Source organism: Rhodopseudomonas telluris (assembly GCF_042432815.1).
GTDB lineage: Bacteria > Pseudomonadota > Alphaproteobacteria > Rhizobiales > Xanthobacteraceae > Rhodopseudomonas > Rhodopseudomonas telluris.
In genome coordinates this window covers 1,171,808-1,189,283 of record NZ_JBHLWM010000008.1, presented here as the reverse complement: position 1 = coordinate 1,189,283, position 17,476 = coordinate 1,171,808, and the positions used below count along the sequence as shown (strand labels likewise).

At 66.9% G+C, this 17,476-nt stretch carries 15 protein-coding genes; 4 read left to right on the top strand and 11 right to left on the bottom strand.

From position 1 onward, the window contains the following. Window positions 1-234: 234 nt before the first annotated feature. From rpmG to ACFFJ6_RS22950, 3 genes are all read right to left on the bottom strand, one after another. Window positions 235-402 carry a 50S ribosomal protein L33 gene (gene rpmG, locus ACFFJ6_RS22960; RefSeq protein WP_011503437.1) on the bottom strand — a complete coding sequence of 56 codons (168 nt, stop codon included), beginning with the start codon at window positions 400-402 and terminating at the stop codon, window positions 235-237. Between the two features lie 104 nt (window positions 403-506). Further along, the gene (locus ACFFJ6_RS22955; protein ID WP_378392181.1) at window positions 507-1,859 is read right to left on the bottom strand and encodes an LLM class flavin-dependent oxidoreductase; all 1,353 of its coding nucleotides are present in this window, start codon (window positions 1,857-1,859) and stop codon (window positions 507-509) included. A gap of 42 nt (window positions 1,860-1,901) precedes the next feature. After that, window positions 1,902-2,087, bottom strand: coding sequence for a hypothetical protein (locus tag ACFFJ6_RS22950; RefSeq protein ID WP_378392179.1), 186 nt, complete (start codon window positions 2,085-2,087; stop codon window positions 1,902-1,904). A 35-nt stretch (window positions 2,088-2,122) separates the two neighbouring features. Between ACFFJ6_RS22950 and ACFFJ6_RS22945 the strand changes: the two genes are divergently transcribed. Then, window positions 2,123-3,376 (top strand): MFS transporter, encoded by a 1,254-nt coding sequence (locus ACFFJ6_RS22945; protein ID WP_378392177.1) that lies wholly within the window; start codon window positions 2,123-2,125, stop codon window positions 3,374-3,376. Window positions 3,377-3,400: 24 nt separating this feature from the next. On the opposite strand, the gene ACFFJ6_RS22940 is transcribed toward ACFFJ6_RS22945, so the two are convergent. The 4 genes from ACFFJ6_RS22940 to topA all read right to left on the bottom strand — a co-directional run bounded on the left by ACFFJ6_RS22940 (window position 3,401) and on the right by topA (window position 9,784). Further along, window positions 3,401-4,156 carry an NUDIX hydrolase gene (locus tag ACFFJ6_RS22940; protein ID WP_378392175.1) on the bottom strand — a complete coding sequence of 252 codons (756 nt, stop codon included), beginning with the start codon at window positions 4,154-4,156 and terminating at the stop codon, window positions 3,401-3,403. Window positions 4,157-4,224: 68 nt separating this feature from the next. After that, the gene (locus tag ACFFJ6_RS22935) at window positions 4,225-4,656 is read right to left on the bottom strand and encodes a DUF983 domain-containing protein (RefSeq protein WP_378392173.1); all 432 of its coding nucleotides are present in this window, start codon (window positions 4,654-4,656) and stop codon (window positions 4,225-4,227) included. Then, the gene (rnr, locus tag ACFFJ6_RS22930; protein WP_378392171.1) at window positions 4,653-7,034 is read right to left on the bottom strand and encodes a ribonuclease R; all 2,382 of its coding nucleotides are present in this window, start codon (window positions 7,032-7,034) and stop codon (window positions 4,653-4,655) included. The genes ACFFJ6_RS22935 and rnr overlap by 4 nt, the downstream gene beginning before the upstream one ends. A gap of 2 nt (window positions 7,035-7,036) precedes the next feature. After that, a complete protein-coding gene (gene topA, locus ACFFJ6_RS22925) occupies window positions 7,037-9,784 on the bottom strand; it encodes a type I DNA topoisomerase (protein WP_378392169.1) in 2,748 nt (915 codons plus the stop codon). 247 nt (window positions 9,785-10,031) lie between these two features. On the opposite strand from topA, the gene ACFFJ6_RS22920 reads away from it, so the two are divergent. Together ACFFJ6_RS22920 and ACFFJ6_RS22915 are read left to right on the top strand one after the other, a co-directional pair. Next, complete coding sequence (locus ACFFJ6_RS22920) at window positions 10,032-10,229, top strand: hypothetical protein (RefSeq protein ID WP_378392167.1); 198 nt, start codon at window positions 10,032-10,034, stop codon at window positions 10,227-10,229. A gap of 558 nt (window positions 10,230-10,787) precedes the next feature. After that, window positions 10,788-11,222 carry a winged helix-turn-helix transcriptional regulator gene (locus ACFFJ6_RS22915; RefSeq protein WP_378392165.1) on the top strand — a complete coding sequence of 145 codons (435 nt, stop codon included), beginning with the start codon at window positions 10,788-10,790 and terminating at the stop codon, window positions 11,220-11,222. A gap of 3 nt (window positions 11,223-11,225) precedes the next feature. Here the strand turns inward: ACFFJ6_RS22915 and dprA are convergent, their stop codons facing one another. The 4 genes from dprA to ACFFJ6_RS22895 form a co-directional block, all read right to left on the bottom strand. Continuing rightward, window positions 11,226-12,362 (bottom strand): DNA-processing protein DprA, encoded by a 1,137-nt coding sequence (gene dprA / locus ACFFJ6_RS22910; protein WP_378392163.1) that lies wholly within the window; start codon window positions 12,360-12,362, stop codon window positions 11,226-11,228. A 200-nt stretch (window positions 12,363-12,562) separates the two neighbouring features. Then, complete coding sequence (plsY, locus tag ACFFJ6_RS22905; RefSeq protein ID WP_378392161.1) at window positions 12,563-13,174, bottom strand: glycerol-3-phosphate 1-O-acyltransferase PlsY; 612 nt, start codon at window positions 13,172-13,174, stop codon at window positions 12,563-12,565. 216 nt (window positions 13,175-13,390) lie between these two features. Next, window positions 13,391-14,692, bottom strand: a complete 1,302-nt coding sequence (locus ACFFJ6_RS22900) for a dihydroorotase (RefSeq protein WP_378392158.1) — start codon at window positions 14,690-14,692, stop codon at window positions 13,391-13,393. Between the two features lie 20 nt (window positions 14,693-14,712). Next, window positions 14,713-15,666, bottom strand: coding sequence for an aspartate carbamoyltransferase catalytic subunit (locus ACFFJ6_RS22895; RefSeq protein ID WP_378392156.1), 954 nt, complete (start codon window positions 15,664-15,666; stop codon window positions 14,713-14,715). Between the two features lie 178 nt (window positions 15,667-15,844). Between ACFFJ6_RS22895 and ipdC the strand changes: the two genes are divergently transcribed. Further along, a complete protein-coding gene (ipdC, locus tag ACFFJ6_RS22890; RefSeq protein ID WP_378392154.1) occupies window positions 15,845-17,476 on the top strand; it encodes an indolepyruvate/phenylpyruvate decarboxylase in 1,632 nt (543 codons plus the stop codon).

Genomic DNA, 17,476 nt, shown 5'->3' with positions numbered 1-17,476 from the left:
ACCCACTATGATGTGTCGACTATGTCTCCGAACACCTGTCGGTCATGTCTCCGGGCTGAACACTCGTCCCGGCCATCCACGTTTTCGACCACCCGCGCCCCTGAACGTGGATGCCCGCGACAAGCGCGGGCATGACGGAGGGGAGCGGGTGAAGCTGCCGATTGCATCTAGGCCGCCAACGAAAACGGGGCCCGTCAGGGCCCCGCGATTAGCCATCAGTGAGCCGTAGCCGGCTTACTTGATCTTGGCTTCTTTGAATTCGACGTGCTTGCGCGCGACCGGGTCGTACTTCTTCTTGGTCATCTTGTCGGTCATGGTGCGCGAATTCTTCTTCGTCACGTAATAGAAGCCGGTGTCGGCGGTCGAGACGAGCTTGATCTTGATGGTGACCGCTTTGGCCATGGTCGGAACCTCGAATTTCGGGAATCGGCAGCGAGGTCGAACGTCAGGACCCGCGTTTGGCGCGCAAACTAGCCGCGAATCCCCGAAAGTCAAGCTCGGCGGGGTCAAACAGCCTGGGGGATTTTGCCGGATCCGCGGGCGAAAAAGCGGTTTTCCGGCCGCGAAAGCCCCAGATTCTCACGTAAAGTGGTCCCTTCATAGGCGGTTCGGAAGATTCCGCGGCGCTGCAGTTCCGGCACCACCTTGTCGACGAAGTCGTCGAGCCCCCCCGGCAGGAACGGAAACATCACGTTGAAGCCGTCGCAGGCCTCCGTGACCAGCCATTCCTCCATCTCGTCGGCGATGCTGGCCGGGGTGCCGACAAAGGACAGCCCGCCATAGCCGCCGACCCGCTGGGCGAGCTGGCGCACCGTCAGCTTTTCCCGTTCGGCGAGGGCGACCAGCCGCTCCTGACCGCTCTTGCTCGCGTTGGTTTCGGGCAGCGGCGGCAGCGGACCGTCCGGGTCGAAGCCGGAGGCATCGACGCCGAGGCCGACCGAGAGCGAGGCGATGGCGCTCGCATAGTGCACCTTGCTGTCGAGCAGCGCGCGCTTGTCCCGCGCCTCGTCCAGCGTGTCGCCGACCACCACGAAGGCGCCGGGCAGGATCTTGAGGTGGTCGCGGTTGCGGCCGAGCCGGTCCATCCGGCCCTTGATGTCGGCGTAGAGCGCCTGAGCATCCTTCAGGCTGCCGCCGCCGGTGAACACCGCTTCGGCGGTCTCGGCGGCGAGCTGCTTGCCGGGCTCTGAAGCGCCGGCCTGCACGATTACCGGCCAGCCCTGCACCGGGCGGGCAATGTTGAGCGGGCCGCGCACCTTCAGATATTGGCCCTTGTGATCCAGCACATGCATCTTGTCCGGATCGACATAGATGCCGCTGTCGACGTCGCGCACGAACGCGTCGTCGGCGAACGAATCCCACAGGCCGGTGACGACGTCGAAGAACTCGCGGGCGCGCTTGTAGCGCTCGTCATGCGCCATGTGGTCGTCGAGGCCGAAATTCAGCGCGGCGTCCGGATTGGAGGTGGTGACGATGTTCCAGCCGGCGCGGCCGCCGCTGATGTGGTCGAGCGAGGCGAAGCGGCGGGCGATATGATAGGGCTCGTCGAAAGTCGTCGAGCCGGTGGCGATCAGTCCGATATGCGAGGTCGAGGCGGCCAGCGCCGACAGCAGCGTGAACGGCTCGAACGAGGTCACGGTGTGGCTGCGCTTCAGCGCTTCGACCGGCATGTTCAGCACGGCGAGATGATCCGCCATGAAGAACGCGTCGAACTTGCCGGCCTCGAGCTTCTGGATCAGCCGCTTCAGCAGCGGATAGTTGAAGTTGGCGTCGGGCACGGCACCGGGATAGCGCCAGGCGCCGGTGTGGATGCTGACCGGCCGCATGAATGCACCGAGCTTCAACTGACGCTTTGCCATATGGGGGTCCTACCATTGCGAGGTTGGTAAGAAGATATGGGATCAGGGCTGAAGCAGCATCACGCGCCTGCAGGAAAAATCTTGCATTGTTTTGGGGAGGCTTAGAACGAAGCGGTCGTTCGTCAACGGATTGGCGCGATCGAACGAATAAGTGTTTTGCAGGCACGGCGATACCGCATCGCTGCTCCCCGCCGGATTGCGCTTTGCGAATATCTCGCGCTGCACCATGTTCGATGCGATCCGAACCATACGAAAGTCGAGCCATGACAGTCATCGAACCGGCGCAGCGCGTGGCGGAGCCGCCCCGACAGGAGCCGCCCCCGCGCAAACCGCGCCCCCAGGACGGCAACGGCGCGGCCGGCCCGGTGCTTGGCAGCGGCCTGACGCTGGCAATGGCCGCCGCCGCCGGCATCGCGGTCGCCAACATCTACTACAACCAGCCGATGCTCGGCATCATCGAGCGCGATTTCGGCGCCTCGCCGCTGACCGGGATGATTCCGACCGCGACGCAGCTCGGCTACGCGCTCGGCCTCTTCCTGCTGGTGCCGATCGGCGATCTCACCGACCGCCGCCGGCTGATCGCCGGGCAGTTCGTGCTGCTGGCACTGGCGCTGATCGCCGTGGCGGTGGCGCCGACCGCGGCGCTGGTCATCGTCGCATCCCTGCTGCTCGGCGCCTCTGCGACCGTCGCCCAGCAGATCGTGCCGTTTGCGGCGGCGCTCGCCGAGCCGGCCCGGCGCGGCAAGGTGATCGGGCTGGTGATGGCCGGGCTGCTGTGCGGTATCCTGCTGAGCCGCACAGTCGCCGGCTTCGTTGCTAGCCATGCCGGCTGGCGCGAGATGTTCTGGGTATCGGCGCCGTTCGCGCTCGGCGCTGCGGCGGTGATGGCCTGGCTGCTGCCACGCAACACGCCGCATCTGCCGATCAGCTACGGTCAGGCGCTGACCTCGCTATTGTCGCTGTGGCGCGAGCAGCCGCAGCTCCGCCGCGCCACGCTGGTGCAGGCGGCGCTGTTCGCGTCGTTCAGCGTGTTCTGGACGGTGCTGGCGCTGCATCTGCAGGAGCCGCGCTTCGGGCTCGGCGCCGCGGCGGCGGGCCTGTTCGGCCTGGTCGGCGTCGTCGGCGTGCTGGCCGCGCCGATCGCCGGGCGCATCGCCGATCGCAGTGGGCCTGAGCCGGTGATCGCGATCGGCGCTGCGTTGTCGCTGGCGTCGTGGGCGCTGTTCGGGCTGTGGGGCAGCATCCCGGCGCTGGTGCTGGGCGTCATCGTGCTGGATTTCGGCCTGCAGGCGGCGCTGATTTCCAACCAGCACATCGTCTACGTGCTGGTGCCGGAAGCACGCAGCCGGCTCAACACCGTGTTCATGACCGGGATGTTCATCGGCGGCTCGCTCGGCTCCGCCGGCGCGGCCTTCGCCTGGTCGCATGGTGGCTGGGCCGCCGTGTGCAGCTACGGCGCGGGCTTGGCCGCGCTCGCGCTGCTGCTCGAAGTCACGGCGCGGGCCGCGCGCCGTTAGTTCGCCGAGGCGGCTGCCGGGCGCTCAGCCCGGCAGCATGTCCTTCTGCATCCGCCCGCCATAGAAATGGAAGAACGGTACCGGCGCGTCGTGGCGCAGCGGGCCGGTGGCGAGGCGGCGATCGAGTTCGCCGAGCACGTTCTTGGTCATGGCGTGCAGATCGGCCAGCGGGCTGGAGCCGAGCTCGACCCACACCAGTTCGACCAACTCGGCATCGGCATGCACCACGCCTTCGACGCGGTGCGCGATCGCCGACGCATCGGCGGTGAAGAAGCGGGTGTCGAAGCGGCGGACGCGGCCGGGCGGCGTGATGGCGCGGGCGATCAGGAACAGACCGGACGGATCGGGCAGGAGACCGGCCTCGGCGAACGGCTGCCACGGACCTTCGAGGCCCGAGAGCGCGCCGTCGGCCTTGCGGCCGAGACATAGGCCGGTTTCTTCGCAAGCTTCACGGATCGCGGCGATCGCCAGCGCGCGGGCGCGGGCAGGGGTGATCTTGGGGCTGCCCTTGAGCAGGTTCGCTTCGAGCTCGGGTGGGATCGGGGCTGCCACCGGCACGCGGTTGTCGAACTTGTCGACGCGGCCGCCGGGGAACACGAACTTACCCGGCATGAACACCACCTTGTCGTGGCGTCGGCCGACCAGCACCTTCGGGATTGATCGGCTGCGATCCACCAGGATAAGCGTCGCGGCATCCTTCGGCCGGAAATACGGGTGGTGATCGGCTTCCTTCTCGCCCTGTTCGACGACGTTCGCTGCTTGGGTCGCAGTCTCGCTCATGTCCGCCCCTGTGTTCGTTTCTTGTTTGGTTTCTTGTGCGGCGGCGTTGGCGCCGTCGTCGTTTGTCGTCAGATCTTCTCCGGATGGGCTTCGTCGAAGCCGTGCATCCGGAATGCCCATTGCAGGCCGACCACCGCACCCTTGACGGGTTGCAGCAGCAGCAGCGAGGACAGCAACGTGATAGGCAGATAAATCGCCAGCTGCAATGCCACCGCCGGGGCGAAATTGGTTTCGACCGACAGCGCGATCGGCACCACGATGTGACCGACGATGACGATCACCAGATAGGCGGGCAGGTCGTCGGCGCGGTGGCCGGTGAAATCCTGGCCGCAATGGGTGCAGTGATCGGCGGTCTTCAGGAACGCGCGAAACAGCTTGCCTTCGCCGCAGCGCGGGCAGCGACCGCGCAGGCCGCGTCCCATCGCCTGCCAGACATTGCGGTGCGGCACCGGCGCTTGTTCCGTCGGCCACACGATCGGCTGCGTTGCGACGTCCTTCATCGCTTTCCCTTCCCTGATTTGGTCTTTTTTGGCTTCGCGGGCTTGCTGCCCTTCGTGTTGCGACCCTTCGACTTTGAGGCCTTCTTCGAACTGATGGCGTGAGCGGGGCCGCCGCCCTTGCCGGCGCTGCTCTTGCCGGTCTTGGCGCGGCCGATCGCGTTGCCCTTTGGTCCCTTGCGATGACTGCGCTCGGCGATCGCGCCGCCGCTGATCAGCTCGAACCGCAGCGCGCCGGCGACCGGTGCAGCTTCCACCAAACGGACGTCGACCACATCCCCTAATCGATGCATGACTCCGCTGCGCGTTCCAATCAGCGCATGACGGGTCTCGTCGTAATTGTAGTACTCGCCGCCGAGCGTGCGGATCGGGATCAGCCCGTCGGCGCCGGTGTCGGCGAGCTTGACGAACAGCCCGGCCTTGGTGACGCCGGAGATCCGTCCCTGGAACGTGGCACCGATCCGGTCGGCGAGGTGATGGGCGATTAGGCGGTCGACGGTTTCGCGTTCCGCCTTCATGGCGCGGCGCTCGGTCAGCGAGATCTGCGCCGCGACTTCCGCCAGCGTCTCGACTGTTTCGGTCTGCGGCAGCGCGCCGTCGCCGAGATTGAGCGCGCGGATCAGCGCGCGGTGCACCACGAGGTCGGCGTAGCGCCGGATCGGCGAGGTGAAATGCGCGTAGCGGCGCAGGTTCAGGCCGAAATGGCCGTAGTTCTCGGAGCTGTATTCCGCCTGCGCCTGCGAGCGCAGCACCACCTCGTTGACCAGCGGCTCGGAATCCTCGCCCTTGACCATCGCCAGGATGCGGTTGAACTGCGCCGGCCGCAGCGCGCCGCCTTTGGCGAAGGACAAGTCGAGCGTCTTCAGGAAGTCGATCAGGTTGTGGACCTTCTCCACCGTCGGCTCGTCGTGGACGCGGTAGATCAAGGGCAGCGCCTTCTTCTCCAGCATCTCGGCGGCGGCAACGTTGGCGAGGATCATGAACTCCTCGATCAGCCGGTGCGCGTCGAGCCGCTCCGGCACGATGACGCGGTCGACCGTGCCGTCCGGCTTCAGCAGGATCTTGCGCTCGGGTAGATCGAGGTCGAGCGGATCGCGCTCGTCGCGGCCGCGCTTGACGATCGCATAGGCGTCGTAGAGCGGCTTCAAAATCGTCTCGAGCAGCGGGCCTGTGATGTCGTCGGGACGGCCGTCGATTGCCGCCTGCGCCTGCGCGTAGTTCAGCTTCGCGGCCGAACGCATCAGCACGCGGTGGAAGGTGTGCGAGCGCTTGCGTCCGTCGGCGGCGATCACCATGCGCACGGCGAGGGCGCCGCGGGCTTCGTTCGGCTTCAGCGAGCACAGATCGTTGGAGATCCGCTCCGGCAGCATCGGCACGACGCGGTCGGGGAAGTACACCGAATTGCCGCGGCGCAGCGCGTCGCGGTCGAGCGCCGAGTCCGGCCGCACGTAGTAAGCGACATCGGCGATCGCGACGTAAACGATGACGCCGCCTTTGTTGTCGGGATCCTCGTCCGGTTCGGCATAGACGGCGTCGTCGTGGTCCTTGGCGTCCGGCGGATCGATCGTGACAAGCGGCAGTTCGCGCCAGTCCTCGCGGCCCTTCAGGGTCGCGGGCTCGGCCGCCTCGGACTCGCGGATCGCCGCGGGGGAGAATTCCTGCGGAATGTCGTGGCTGTGGATCGCGATCAGGCTGACGGCCTTCTCGGTCGCCAACGAGCCGAGGCGCTCCTTGACGCGGCCGGAGCCGAGACCGAAGGCGCGGGTGCGGATCAGTTCGACGCTGACGAGGTCGCCATCCTGCGCGCCGCCGGCATCGTGCGCGGCGATGTTGAGTTCGCGGCCGGCCTGTTTCTTGTCGACCGGCACCAGCCGTCCGCCGCCCTGCGGTAGCGCGCGAAAGATGCCGAGCAGCCGGGCGCGGCCGCGGTCGAGTACACGAATGACGCGGCCGACATAAGCGGGGCCTTCGTCGCGGTTCTCGGACGGCTCGACATGCAGCAGCGCGCGGTCGCCGAGGCCGGCGGCGGTGCCAGGCTTTGGGCGGCGCGGCGTGTGGATGCGGATCTTCGGCGCGTCGCCGTCCTGCTCGTCCCATTCGGAGGGGACGGCGATCAATTCGCCGTCGGCGTCGCGCGAGGTGATGTCGGCCAGCAGCGTCGGCGGCAGTGCGGCCGGCTCGGCGACCTTGCGGCGGCCGCTCTTGCGGATGGTGCCGGCGTCCGCGAGCTCGCGCAGCATCCGCTTCAGTTCGGCGCGATCGGCGTTCTTCAGGCCGTATTCGCGCGCGATCTCCCGGGTGCCGATCTTGCCGGGATGGGCGCGGATGAAGGCGAGGAGGGCGGCCTTGTCCGGAAACTTCGCGTCGCGCGGCTTGCTCACATCTATCCGTTCTTGGCGGCGCTACTCTTGGCCGCGGCTTTGGGCTTGGCGGCCTTCTTCGCCGCCGTCTTGGCCGTTGTCTTGGCCGTCACCGGCGCGCGCGCCTTGCTGGCGGCGGCGCTCTCGGCTTTCGGCTTGGCCTTCTTGACCGCGGCCTTCTTGGCCGGCTTGGCGTCGCCGTCGGCTTTCTTGGTCGCCGCCTTCTTGGCGGGCGCCTTCTTCTTGGCCTTGGCGCCGCCGCCCTTGGCGGCGCGCTCGTCGAGCAGCACGATCGCTTCGGGCAGCGTGATGGTCTCGTCGGTCTTGTCGTTCGGGATCGTGGCGTTAACGCCGCCGGCGGTGACGTAAGCGCCGTAGCGGCCCTTCTTCACCGCCACCGCGCCGAGCGTGGGATGATCGCCCAGCGCCTTGCCGGGATCGGCGCCGAACCGGCCCTTGCTCGGACCCTTCGCGACCTTCTCGGCGATCAGCGTTACCGCGCGGTTGAGGCCGATGGTGTGCACGTCGTCGCCGGCTTCGAGGCTGGCGTAGGTCTTCTCGTGCTGCACGTAGGGACCGAACCGGCCGATGCCGGCCTTGATCGGCTGGCCGCTTTCCGGATGCTTGCCGACTTCGCGCGGCAGCGCGAGCAGCTTCAGCGCGACGTCGAGTTCGACGTCCGAGGGCGAGGTGCCCTTGGGAATGCCGGCGCGCTTCGGCTTCTCGCCCTCGCCATAGTCCTTGGCCTCGCCGAGCTGAATATACGGCCCGAACCGGCCCGATTTCACCGCGACTTCGAGCCCGGTGTCCGGATCGGTGCCGAGCACGCGATCGGCATCAGCGCCGCCATCGGCGGCGAGGGGCCTTGTGTAGCGGCATTCCGGATAGTTGGTGCAGCCGACGAAGGCGCCGAACTTGCCGGCCTTGAGGTTCAGCTTGCCGGTGCCGCAGCTCGGGCACTGACGCGGATCGCCGCCATCCTCGCGCGCCGGATAGATGTGCGGGCCGAGCATCTCGTCGAGCACATCGAGCACCTGCGCGACGCGCAGTTCCTTGATCTCGTCGACCGCGCCGATGAAGCCGCGCCAGAAATCGCTCAGCACCTGCTTCCACGACACCTCATTATTGGAGATGCGGTCGAGGTCTTCTTCCAGCGAGGCGGTGAAGTCGTATTCGACGTAGCGGGCGAAGAAGTTCTCCAGGAAGGCGACGACGACGCGGCCCTTGTCCTCGCCGTACAGCCGCTTCTTCTCCAGGCGCACATAGCCGCGATCCTTCAGCACCTGCAGGATCGACGCGTAGGTCGACGGCCGGCCGATGCCGAGCTCTTCCATGCGCTTGACCAGCGAGGCTTCGGAGAAGCGCGGCGGCGGCTCGGTGAAGTGCTGCGTCACCGCCAATGCTTCACGCTTGAGCGCCTCGTTCTGACTCATCGCGGGGAGGCGGCGGGAGTCTTCATCCTCGCTGTCGTCGTCGCGGCCTTCCTGATAGGCGGCGAGGAAGCCGTCGAACTTCACGACCTGGCCGGTGGCGCGCAGCTCCAGCGTGCGCGACCCGGCTTTCGCCTCGATATCGACGGTGGTGCGTTCGAGCTCGGCCGACTCCATCTGGCTGGCGACGGTGCGGATCCAGATCAGCTCGTACAGCTTGGCCTGTTCCGGATCGAGCCGACGGCCGACGTCGGACGGGCGGCGCGACAGGTCGGTCGGGCGGATCGCTTCGTGCGCCTCCTGGGCGTTTTTGGCCTTGGTCTGATACTGCCGGGGCGATTCCGGCACATAGGCGCTGCCGTAGTCCTCGCCGATCACCTTGCGTGCCTGGGTGATGGCGGAAGGATCGATCTGCACGCCGTCGGTTCGCATATAAGTAATGAGACCCGCGACCTCGCCGCCGATGTCGACGCCTTCATACAGCCGCTGCGCCACCCGCATGGTATGCGCCGGGGCGAAGCCGAGCTTGCGGCTGGCTTCCTGCTGCAGCGTCGAGGTGGTGAAGGGGGCGTAGGGGTTGCGGCGGGCCGGCTTGGCCTCGACCGACGCGACGCGGAAGTTCGCGGCCTCGATCGCCTTCCTGAATTCCTCGGCCTCGGCGCCGTTGCCGATGTCGAGACGGGCGATCTTCTTGCCATCCGCGCCGACCAGGCGTGCTTCAAAGGTGTCGCCGCGCGGCGTCGCAAGGGTCGCGATCAGCGACCAGTATTCGCGCGGGACGAACTTCTCGATCTCGGTCTCGCGGTCGCAGACCAGCCGCAGCGCCACCGATTGCACGCGGCCGGCGGAGCGGGCGCCGGGCAGCTTGCGCCACAGCACGGGAGAAAGAGTGAAGCCGACCAGATAGTCCAGCGCGCGGCGCGCCATATAGGCGTCCACCAGCGCGCCGTCGATCTCGCGCGGATGCTTCATCGCGTCGGTGACCGACTGCTTGGTGATGGCGTTGAACACCACGCGCTCGACCTTCTGGTCCTTCAGCGCGCGCTTCTGCTTCATCACCTCCAGCACGTGCCAGGAGATGGCCTCGCCCTCGCGATCAGGGTCGGTGGCGAGGATCAGCTTGTCAGCGTCCTTGAGGGCCTTGGCGATGTCGTTGAGTCGGCTCGCAGCCTTGGGATCGACCTCCCAGATCATCTGGAAATCCGCGTCGGGATCGACCGACCCGTTCTTGGCCGGCAGGTCGCGCACATGGCCGAACGAGGCCAGGACCTCGTAGGACGAGCCCAGATATTTGTTGATCGTCTTGGCCTTGGCGGGCGACTCGACAATGACGAGATTCATCGGAATCCAATGACTTGGCTGAAGAAATGGGCCCGTTTCGCGAGACTCGCGGCGGCCACATGGGCCGGAACATGGGTTGTGAGGCGGTCGGTGTCAAATCGGGGCTGTGTTGCAGGAGGGCGGTCACGCAACCTATTCAGACAAGTCGAGACAAAAATTAAACCTGGAGTTGCACAACCTAGAGTAGTATTTTGTCTCGAGTCCGCGTCAAAGGCGATGCGGCCGCTGCCTGAAAGGACGACTGCCCATGCCACGACCAGGGAGCCGCAGCTCGTCCCATCGCGACGGCGGTCCAGTCGAGGCCGCCGGCTACGTCGCCGAGGTCATCGGCGACCTGATTCAGATCGCTCACGTCCATCGGCTGGAAATGCTCTGTTACCTGCTCGATATGGCGCGCATGGAAGCCACCGAAATCGGCCGCAAGCGTCGCTCCCGCAAAGAGTGAGGCAATTGAGGCGGAATGGCGGATTGTTATTCCAAGTTCTTGCGTTGACTTTGTTTTCTTGGTCGCTCACGCGGCGGATGAAGCCGTCAAGATTCAGCTTGAGGCAGTCCGGCCACTCTCCCGGCTGGCGTGCTTGAAGCGCGTTCTGATCGGCCCGCCTCGACCGAAGTGGGGAGCCGGCGAGGGCCGGATTGGAGCGAACCCTTGCAACGTCGTCCAATCCTCGGCTGGCTGAACGCGGCCGTCGCGCGGCGCGAAGGCAGGGCGGGCCGTCATACGCCCTTTGCAACTTTTTGGCAGTTTACGTGTTGTTAACCCATCTAGTTCACGATTCTAGTTAAGCGGGAGGCGGGCCGGATGTACGTCCGCTTCCGAGATGGCTCGAAGTGTCACACACTTCGGGCCGTTGCTTTTTTGGGCGCTGCTCGAGCGGCTGCCTCTCGATCGGCCACGGCGCGCCCCGTCGGTGCGAAGCAGTTTCATTGGCCTCTTTCTTGGTATAGATTTGTAACTCACGCACGATGAGTGACTGTCCAAACCGCGCAAGAAGGCACCGTCTTGAAACTCGAACGAAGCGACTTGCCGGCGCGCACCGAGGCGACCGGTCTCCCTGATCTGCCTCCCGGGCGGGGCCCCTACGAGCACAGCGATTGCAAGGGCGTGAATTCGGTGTTGTCGCGGGTCGGCGACAAATGGACCGTGCTGGTGATCATGCTGCTGTGCGAGCGGCCGCGGCGCTTCAACGAGCTGAAGCGGATGATTGGCAGCATCTCGCAGCGGATGCTGACGCTGACCCTGCGCGGCCTCGAGCGCGACGGCCTGGTCACTCGCACCGTGTTTCCCACCGTGCCTCCGCGCGTCGATTACGAACTCACTCCGCTCGGCCATGGCTTGAGCAAGCCGGTGCAGGCGCTCGGCCTCTGGGCGCGGGAGCATCTGCCGGAGATCGAGACCGCGCGGAGCGCATTCGACGATCGCGGCGCGTCGAGCTGAGGCTCAGCTCAGCGACACCAGCCCGCCGCCATGGCGCTCCAGCCTTCCGGCGAGTTCGAGTTCGAGCAGCACCGTTCGCACTACCGCGGGGCTGATGCCGCTCAGCCGGATCAGATCGTCGATCCCGATCGGCGAGGGGCTGAGCAGCCGCAGCACATGGGCGCGGTCGCTGGCGTCCGGCTCGCTCGCGGGCGGCGGATGGTCCGGCTCGCGGCCGGGCAAATCGAGCGGGCGCTCCAGAATTGGCGCGACAGCCTGGATGATATCGGCGGCCGAGGTGATCAGCGCCGCGCCCTGCTTGATCAGATCGTTGGTGCCGGCGGCGCGCGGATCGAGCGGCGAGCCCGGCACCGCGAACACCTCGCGGCCCTGATCGGCGGCGCGCCGCGCGGTGATCAGCGAGCCGGAGCGGAACGCCGCCTCGATGATCGCGACGCCGACCGCCGCGCCCGAGATCAGCCGGTTGCGCCTGGGAAAGTCCTTGCCGCGCGGCACATGGCCGAGCGGCATTTCCGAGATCGCCGCGCCGTGCGCCGCGATGATGTCGAGCAGCAGGTCCTCATGCTCGGCCGGATAGATCTTGTCGTGGCCGCCGGCCAGCACCGCGACGGTCCCGTTTTGAAGGCTGGCGCGATGCGCCGCCTGGTCGATGCCGCGCGCCAGCCCGGAGATCACCACGAAGCCCGCGGCGCCGAGATCGGCGGCGAGCTGCGTCGCGAATTTCAACCCCGCGCCCGACGCATTGCGCGAGCCGACGATCGCGATCATCGGCCGTGTCATCAGCGCCAGCGCTTCGGGCAAGGCGTGGACGCCGAGCAGCGGCGGCGCATCGTCGATGGTGGCGAGGCGAGGCGGGTAGCCGGCTTCGCCGGGCGCGACCAGCTCGACCCCAATCCGGCGGCCGCCCTCGATCTCGCGCCGCGCTTCGTCCTCGCTTGGAATCCGTCCGGCCCGCGCCGCGCCGCCGCGCCGCGCCAACTCCGGCAACCGCTCCAGCGCCACGCGCGCCGAGCCGAAATGATTGATCAGCGAGCGGAAGGTGCGGGGACCGACATTGTCACTGCGGATCAATCGCAGCCAGTCGATCCGCTGGGCGTCGGTGAGAAGAGATGTTCCCTGGTCGCTGGTACTTCCGGCCACGCACTACTCCCGCAAGGGAAGTGTTGCGCAACTTATGCGGGTGGACAAGTTCGACGAAGGCGGGATGAAGCGAAAGGTACTTCGTTCGATTCAACTGCCGTCATTGCGAGCGACCCGAGGCAATCCAGCCCAGTGCACCGCGCTAGTGGATTGCTTCGTTTCGCTCGCAATGACGCAGACAAAGGGGCTGACGCAATCGCTTACTTCTTCTCGCCGATCCGGCTTTCCTTGCCGGCTTGCAGTCGCTTGATGTTTTCGCGGTGCATCCAGAACAACAGCAAGGTCAGTACGGCGAACAGTGAGGCCAGCGCCGGGTGGCCGAACCACCACAGGAAGATCGGGGTGATGAAGGCGGCGACCAGCGCCGAGAGCGAGGAATAGCGGGTGGTGTAGGCGGTGGCGAGCCACAGCACGCAGAACACCACGGCGCCCGGCCAGAACAGGCCGAGCAGCACGCCGATATAGACCGCGACGCCCTTGCCGCCCTTGAACTTCAGCCAGATTGGAAACAGGTGGCCGAGAAATGCGCCGAGGGCCGCGAGCATCGCGGCGTTGGCCGGGACGGCGTCGGTGCCGTGGGCAATCGCGGCGGCGATGATCACCGCGGCGGTGCCCTTCAGCGCGTCCAGCAGCAGCGTTGCGGCGGCGAGGCCCTTGCGGCCGGTGCGCAGCACATTGGTGGCGCCGATATTGCCTGAGCCGATCGAGCGCAGATCCTGCGTGCCGGCGAACCTGGTCAGGATCAGTCCGAACGGGATCGAGCCGAGCAGATAGCCGATCACCACGGCCGCGATGTAGATCCCGATCATCACAACTCTCCAAACAGACTAGCGCTTCGGCAATACAATCAAACTATCCCCGTCATTGCGAGGAGCGAAGCGACGAAGCAATCCAGAAGTCCCGTGCACGGAGCTTCTGGATTGCTTCGCGGAGCCTGTGCCCGGACGGCGCGAAGCGCCGATCCGGGTGCTCGCAATGACGGGGAGAGACTTTGCCCGTCGGCCCACTCCGTCAGCCTTCTAATTCACTCACACATGCTCGTAGACGGTCCGGCCGCCGACGATGGTTCGCGCCACGCGTCCGGAGAAGCGGGCCTCGTCGAACGGGGTGTTCTTGCACTTCGACTTCAGCTCGTTCGGGTCGACGATCCACGGCGTGTCGATGTCGATGACGATCAGGTCCGCCGGACTGCCGGCGCGCAGCGTGCCGCCGGGCAGGCCGAGCAGTTCGGCCGGGCGGGTCGACATCGCGCGGATCAGGGAGAGCAGGTCGAGCTCGCCGGCGTGCACCAGCCGCAGGCCGGCGGGCAGCATCGTCTCCAGCCCGATCGCGCCGGCCTCGGCCTCGGCGAACGGCAGGCGCTTGACTTCGACGTCCTGCGGATTGTGGTCGGACATCACCACGTCGATCAGGCCGGACGACACCGCGGCGATCAGCGCCTTGCGGTCGTCCTCGGTGCGCAACGGCGGCGACAGCTTGAGGAAGGTGCGGTAGGGGCCGATGTCGTTCTCGTTGAGCGAGATGTGGTTGATCGAGACCGACGCCGAGACGTTGATGCCGGCGTCGCGCGCGCGCTGCAGGATCTCCAGCGACTCGATGCAGGTGAGCGAAGCGGCGTGGTAGCGCCCGCCGGTCAGTGCGGCGAGGCGGATGTCGCGCTCCAGTACAACGGCCTCCGCCGCGGTCGGCACGCCGGACAGGCCGAGCCGCGTGGCGAATTCGCCCTCGTTCATCACGCCTTCGCCGACCAGATCGGGATCCTCGGTGTGATGCACGATCAGCGCGTCGAAATCGCGCGCGTAGGTCAGCGCGCGGCGCATCACCTGCGCGTTCATCACGCTGCGGTCGCCGTCGCTGAATGCCACCGCGCCGGCGGCCTTGAGCAGGCCGATCTCGGTCATCTCGGCGCCTTCGAGACCCTTGGTCAGAGCCGCCATCGGATGGATGTTGACGATCGCGGTATCGCGCGCGCGGCGCATCACGAAGTCGACCGTCGCCGAATTGTCGATCACCGGCGAAGTGTTCGGCTGGCAGATGATCGTGGTGATGCCGCCCGCAGCCGCCGCCTGACTGGCGGAGGCGAAGGTCTCGCGGTGGCTGGCGCCGGGCTCGCCGACAAAGGCGCGCATGTCGACGAGGCCGGGGGCCACCACCATGCCGTTGCAATTGATGATGTCGGTGCCTTCCGGCACGCCGGCGGCGCCGATGCCGCGGCGGGCGTCGCGGATCACGCCGTCGGCGATCAGCACGTCGCCGACGCCGTCGAAGTCGCGGCCGGGATCGATCAGGCGGGCGTTGGCGAGCAGGATCGGGCGGCGGTCGGTCAGCATTGTTCGGTCCCGTTCCAGCTTCAGGCGTTCGGCAGGTTGCGGGCGAGCGCTTCGAGCACGGCCATCCGCACCGCCACGCCCATCTCTACCTGTTCGCGGATCAGCGACTGCGCGCCGTCGGCGACGGCCGAGTCGATTTCGACGCCGCGATTCATCGGTCCCGGATGCATCACCAGCGCATCCGGCTTGGCGTAGGCCAGCTTCTTCTGGTCGAGGCCGAAATATTGGAAGTATTCCTGCGAGGACGGCACGAACGAGCCGTTCATCCGCTCGCGCTGCAGCCGCAGCATCATCACGATGTCGGCGCCGTCGAGTCCTTCGCGCATGTCGCGCGCGACCTCGACGCCCATCCGCTCGATGCCGCGCGGCAGCAGCGTGGAGGGCGCGACGACGCGGACGCGCGCGCCCATGGTGTTGAGCAGGAAGATGTTGGAGCGAGCGACGCGCGAATGCATCACGTCACCGCAGATCGCCACCACCAGCCCTTCGAGCCGGCCCTTGTTGCGGCGGATCGTCAGCGCGTCGAGCAGCGCCTGGGTCGGGTGCTCGTGGGCGCCGTCGCCGGCGTTGATCACCGAGCCGTCGACCTTGCGCGCCAGCAGTTCCACCGCGCCGGAGGCGTGATGGCGGACGACGAGGATATCCGGGTGCATCGCGTTCAGCGTCACCGCGGTGTCCATCAGCGTCTCGCCCTTGCGCATCGAGGACGAGGACACGCTCATGTTCATCACGTCGGCGCCGAGCCGCTTGCCGGCGATCTCGAACGACGACTGCGTCCGTGTCGACGCTTCGAAGAACAGGTTGACCTGGGTGCGGCCGCGCAAGCTCGCGCGTTTCTTGTCGACCTGCCGGTTGAGCTCGACATATTCCTCGGAGAGGTCGAGCAAGCCGGTGATGTCGGCGGCGGAAAGCCCTTCGATCCCCAGCAGATGACGCTGAGCGAGGACGAAAGTCGATTTCAATGCGGGGGTCATTAAAGCAAGAGCTATAGGGAGAGTTGCCGGGGCGGGCAAGCGCCAACGGCGTGGGCCGCGGAATAATCCCCCGCTGCTGTGTGGCGCCCGCAATCGGCCTCGCCGGATGTCGCGAGTTGGTCGAAAGTCGCGGCTCTGGTAAAGCGATCGTGCCCTCGTGCGATGCCCAGGAGCCCTCATGCCGACGCTTGCGACCGCTTTGCTCGACGCCCTCAAGGACCATGGCGCCCGGGAGATCTTCGGCATCCCCGGCGACTTCGTGCTGCCGTTCTTCAAGGTGATCGAGGAGAGCGGCGCGCTGCCGTATTTCACGCTGAGCCACGAGCCGGCGGTCGGCTTCGCGGCGGACGCGGCGTCGCGCTATCGCGGCAGCATCGGCGTCGCGGTGGTGACCTACGGGGCTGGCGCGTTCAATCTGGTCAATTCGATCGCCGGCGCCTATGCGGAGCGTTCGCCGGTGGTGGTGATCGCCGGCGCGCCGGGCGCGCGCGAGCGCACCAGCGGCTATCTGCTGCATCATCAGGTTCGCACCGTCGACTCGCAACTCGCGGTATTCAAGGAAGTCACCTGCGCGCAGGCGGTGCTGAACGATCCCGCCACCGCGCCGGCCGAGATCGCCCGCGTGCTGCGCAGCGCGCTGGAACTGTCGCTTCCGGTCTATATCGAGTTTCCGCGCGACATGGTCGACGCCAAGGTCGAGCCGGTGGCGAAGCTGCCGCAGCGCGCCGCCGACCCCGGCGCGCGCGACGAGTGTGCGCAGGAAATCCTCGACCGCATTGCCAAGGCCAAGTCGCCGGTGGTGGTGGTCGACGTCGAGATCCGCCGCTACGGCGTCGAGCAGCAGGTCGCCGCGCTCGCCCGCAAACTCGGGCTCCCGGTGGTGACGACCTTCATGGGCCGCGGCCTGCTCGAAGGCGAGGACGACGTCGTTGCCGGCACCTATATGGGCGCCGCTGGCGACGCCGGGCTGTCGGCGCTGGTCGAAGAGGCCGACCTGGTGCTGATGTTCGGCGTGATCCTGTCCGACACCAACTTCGCGCTCTCCACCAACATGACCGATCCGCGCCGCACCGTGCTGGCGACCGGCCGCGAGGTGCAGATCGGCCATCACGTCTATCGCGACCTGCCGCTCGCCGATCTGATCGCCGGCCTCGACGCCCACGCTGCGCAGCATCCGCCGCGGCCGCGCAATGCCGGCAAGGGCATGGCCTATCCGCGCAAGCTGGTTGCCGACGCCGGCGCGATCGCACCGTCGGATATCGCCACCGCGATCAACGATCTGTTCGACAAGCACGGCAAGATGCCGATGACCGCCGACATCGGCGACTGCCTGTTCACCGCGATGGAGATTGACAACACCCAGCTCGCGGCGCCGGGTTACTACGCCGGCATGGGCTTTGGCGTGCCCGCGGGCGTCGGCGTCGCTGCAACGGGGCTGCGGCCGCTGGTGCTGGTCGGCGACGGGGCGTTCCAGATGACCGGCTGGGAGCTCGGCAACTGCAAGCGCTACGGCCTCGATCCGATCGTGGTGCTGTTCAACAATTGCAGCTGGGAAATGCTGCGCGTCTTCCAGCCGGAGTCGAAGTTCAACGACCTCGACGACTGGCACTTCGCCGATATCGCGAAGTCGATCGGCGGCCATGGCGAGCGCGTGACGACGCGCGCCGAACTCGCCGCCGCGCTCGATGCCGCGGCGACGCGGCGCGGGCAGTTCTCGCTGATCGAAGTGATGCTGCCGCGCGGCGCCACCTCGCACACGCTGGCCCGCTTCGTCACCGGCTTCAAGGCTGCGCGCGAGCGGATGAAGTGA

Coding starts and splice junctions, on each gene's coding strand:
- ACFFJ6_RS22955 (WP_378392181.1), bottom strand. CDS start 1,859: ATGGCAAAGCGTCAGTTGAAGCTCGGTGCATTCATGCGGCCGGTCAGC.
- ACFFJ6_RS22900 (WP_378392158.1), bottom strand. CDS start 14,692: ATGCTGACCGACCGCCGCCCGATCCTGCTCGCCAACGCCCGCCTGATC.
- rpmG (WP_011503437.1), bottom strand. CDS start 402: ATGGCCAAAGCGGTCACCATCAAGATCAAGCTCGTCTCGACCGCCGAC.
- ACFFJ6_RS22920 (WP_378392167.1), top strand. CDS start 10,032: ATGCCACGACCAGGGAGCCGCAGCTCGTCCCATCGCGACGGCGGTCCA.
- topA (WP_378392169.1), bottom strand. CDS start 9,784: ATGAATCTCGTCATTGTCGAGTCGCCCGCCAAGGCCAAGACGATCAAC.
- ipdC (WP_378392154.1), top strand. CDS start 15,845: ATGCCGACGCTTGCGACCGCTTTGCTCGACGCCCTCAAGGACCATGGC.
- ACFFJ6_RS22945 (WP_378392177.1), top strand. CDS start 2,123: ATGACAGTCATCGAACCGGCGCAGCGCGTGGCGGAGCCGCCCCGACAG.
- ACFFJ6_RS22950 (WP_378392179.1), bottom strand. CDS start 2,087: ATGGTGCAGCGCGAGATATTCGCAAAGCGCAATCCGGCGGGGAGCAGC.
- ACFFJ6_RS22935 (WP_378392173.1), bottom strand. CDS start 4,656: ATGAAGGACGTCGCAACGCAGCCGATCGTGTGGCCGACGGAACAAGCG.
- ACFFJ6_RS22940 (WP_378392175.1), bottom strand. CDS start 4,156: ATGAGCGAGACTGCGACCCAAGCAGCGAACGTCGTCGAACAGGGCGAG.
- ACFFJ6_RS22895 (WP_378392156.1), bottom strand. CDS start 15,666: ATGACCCCCGCATTGAAATCGACTTTCGTCCTCGCTCAGCGTCATCTG.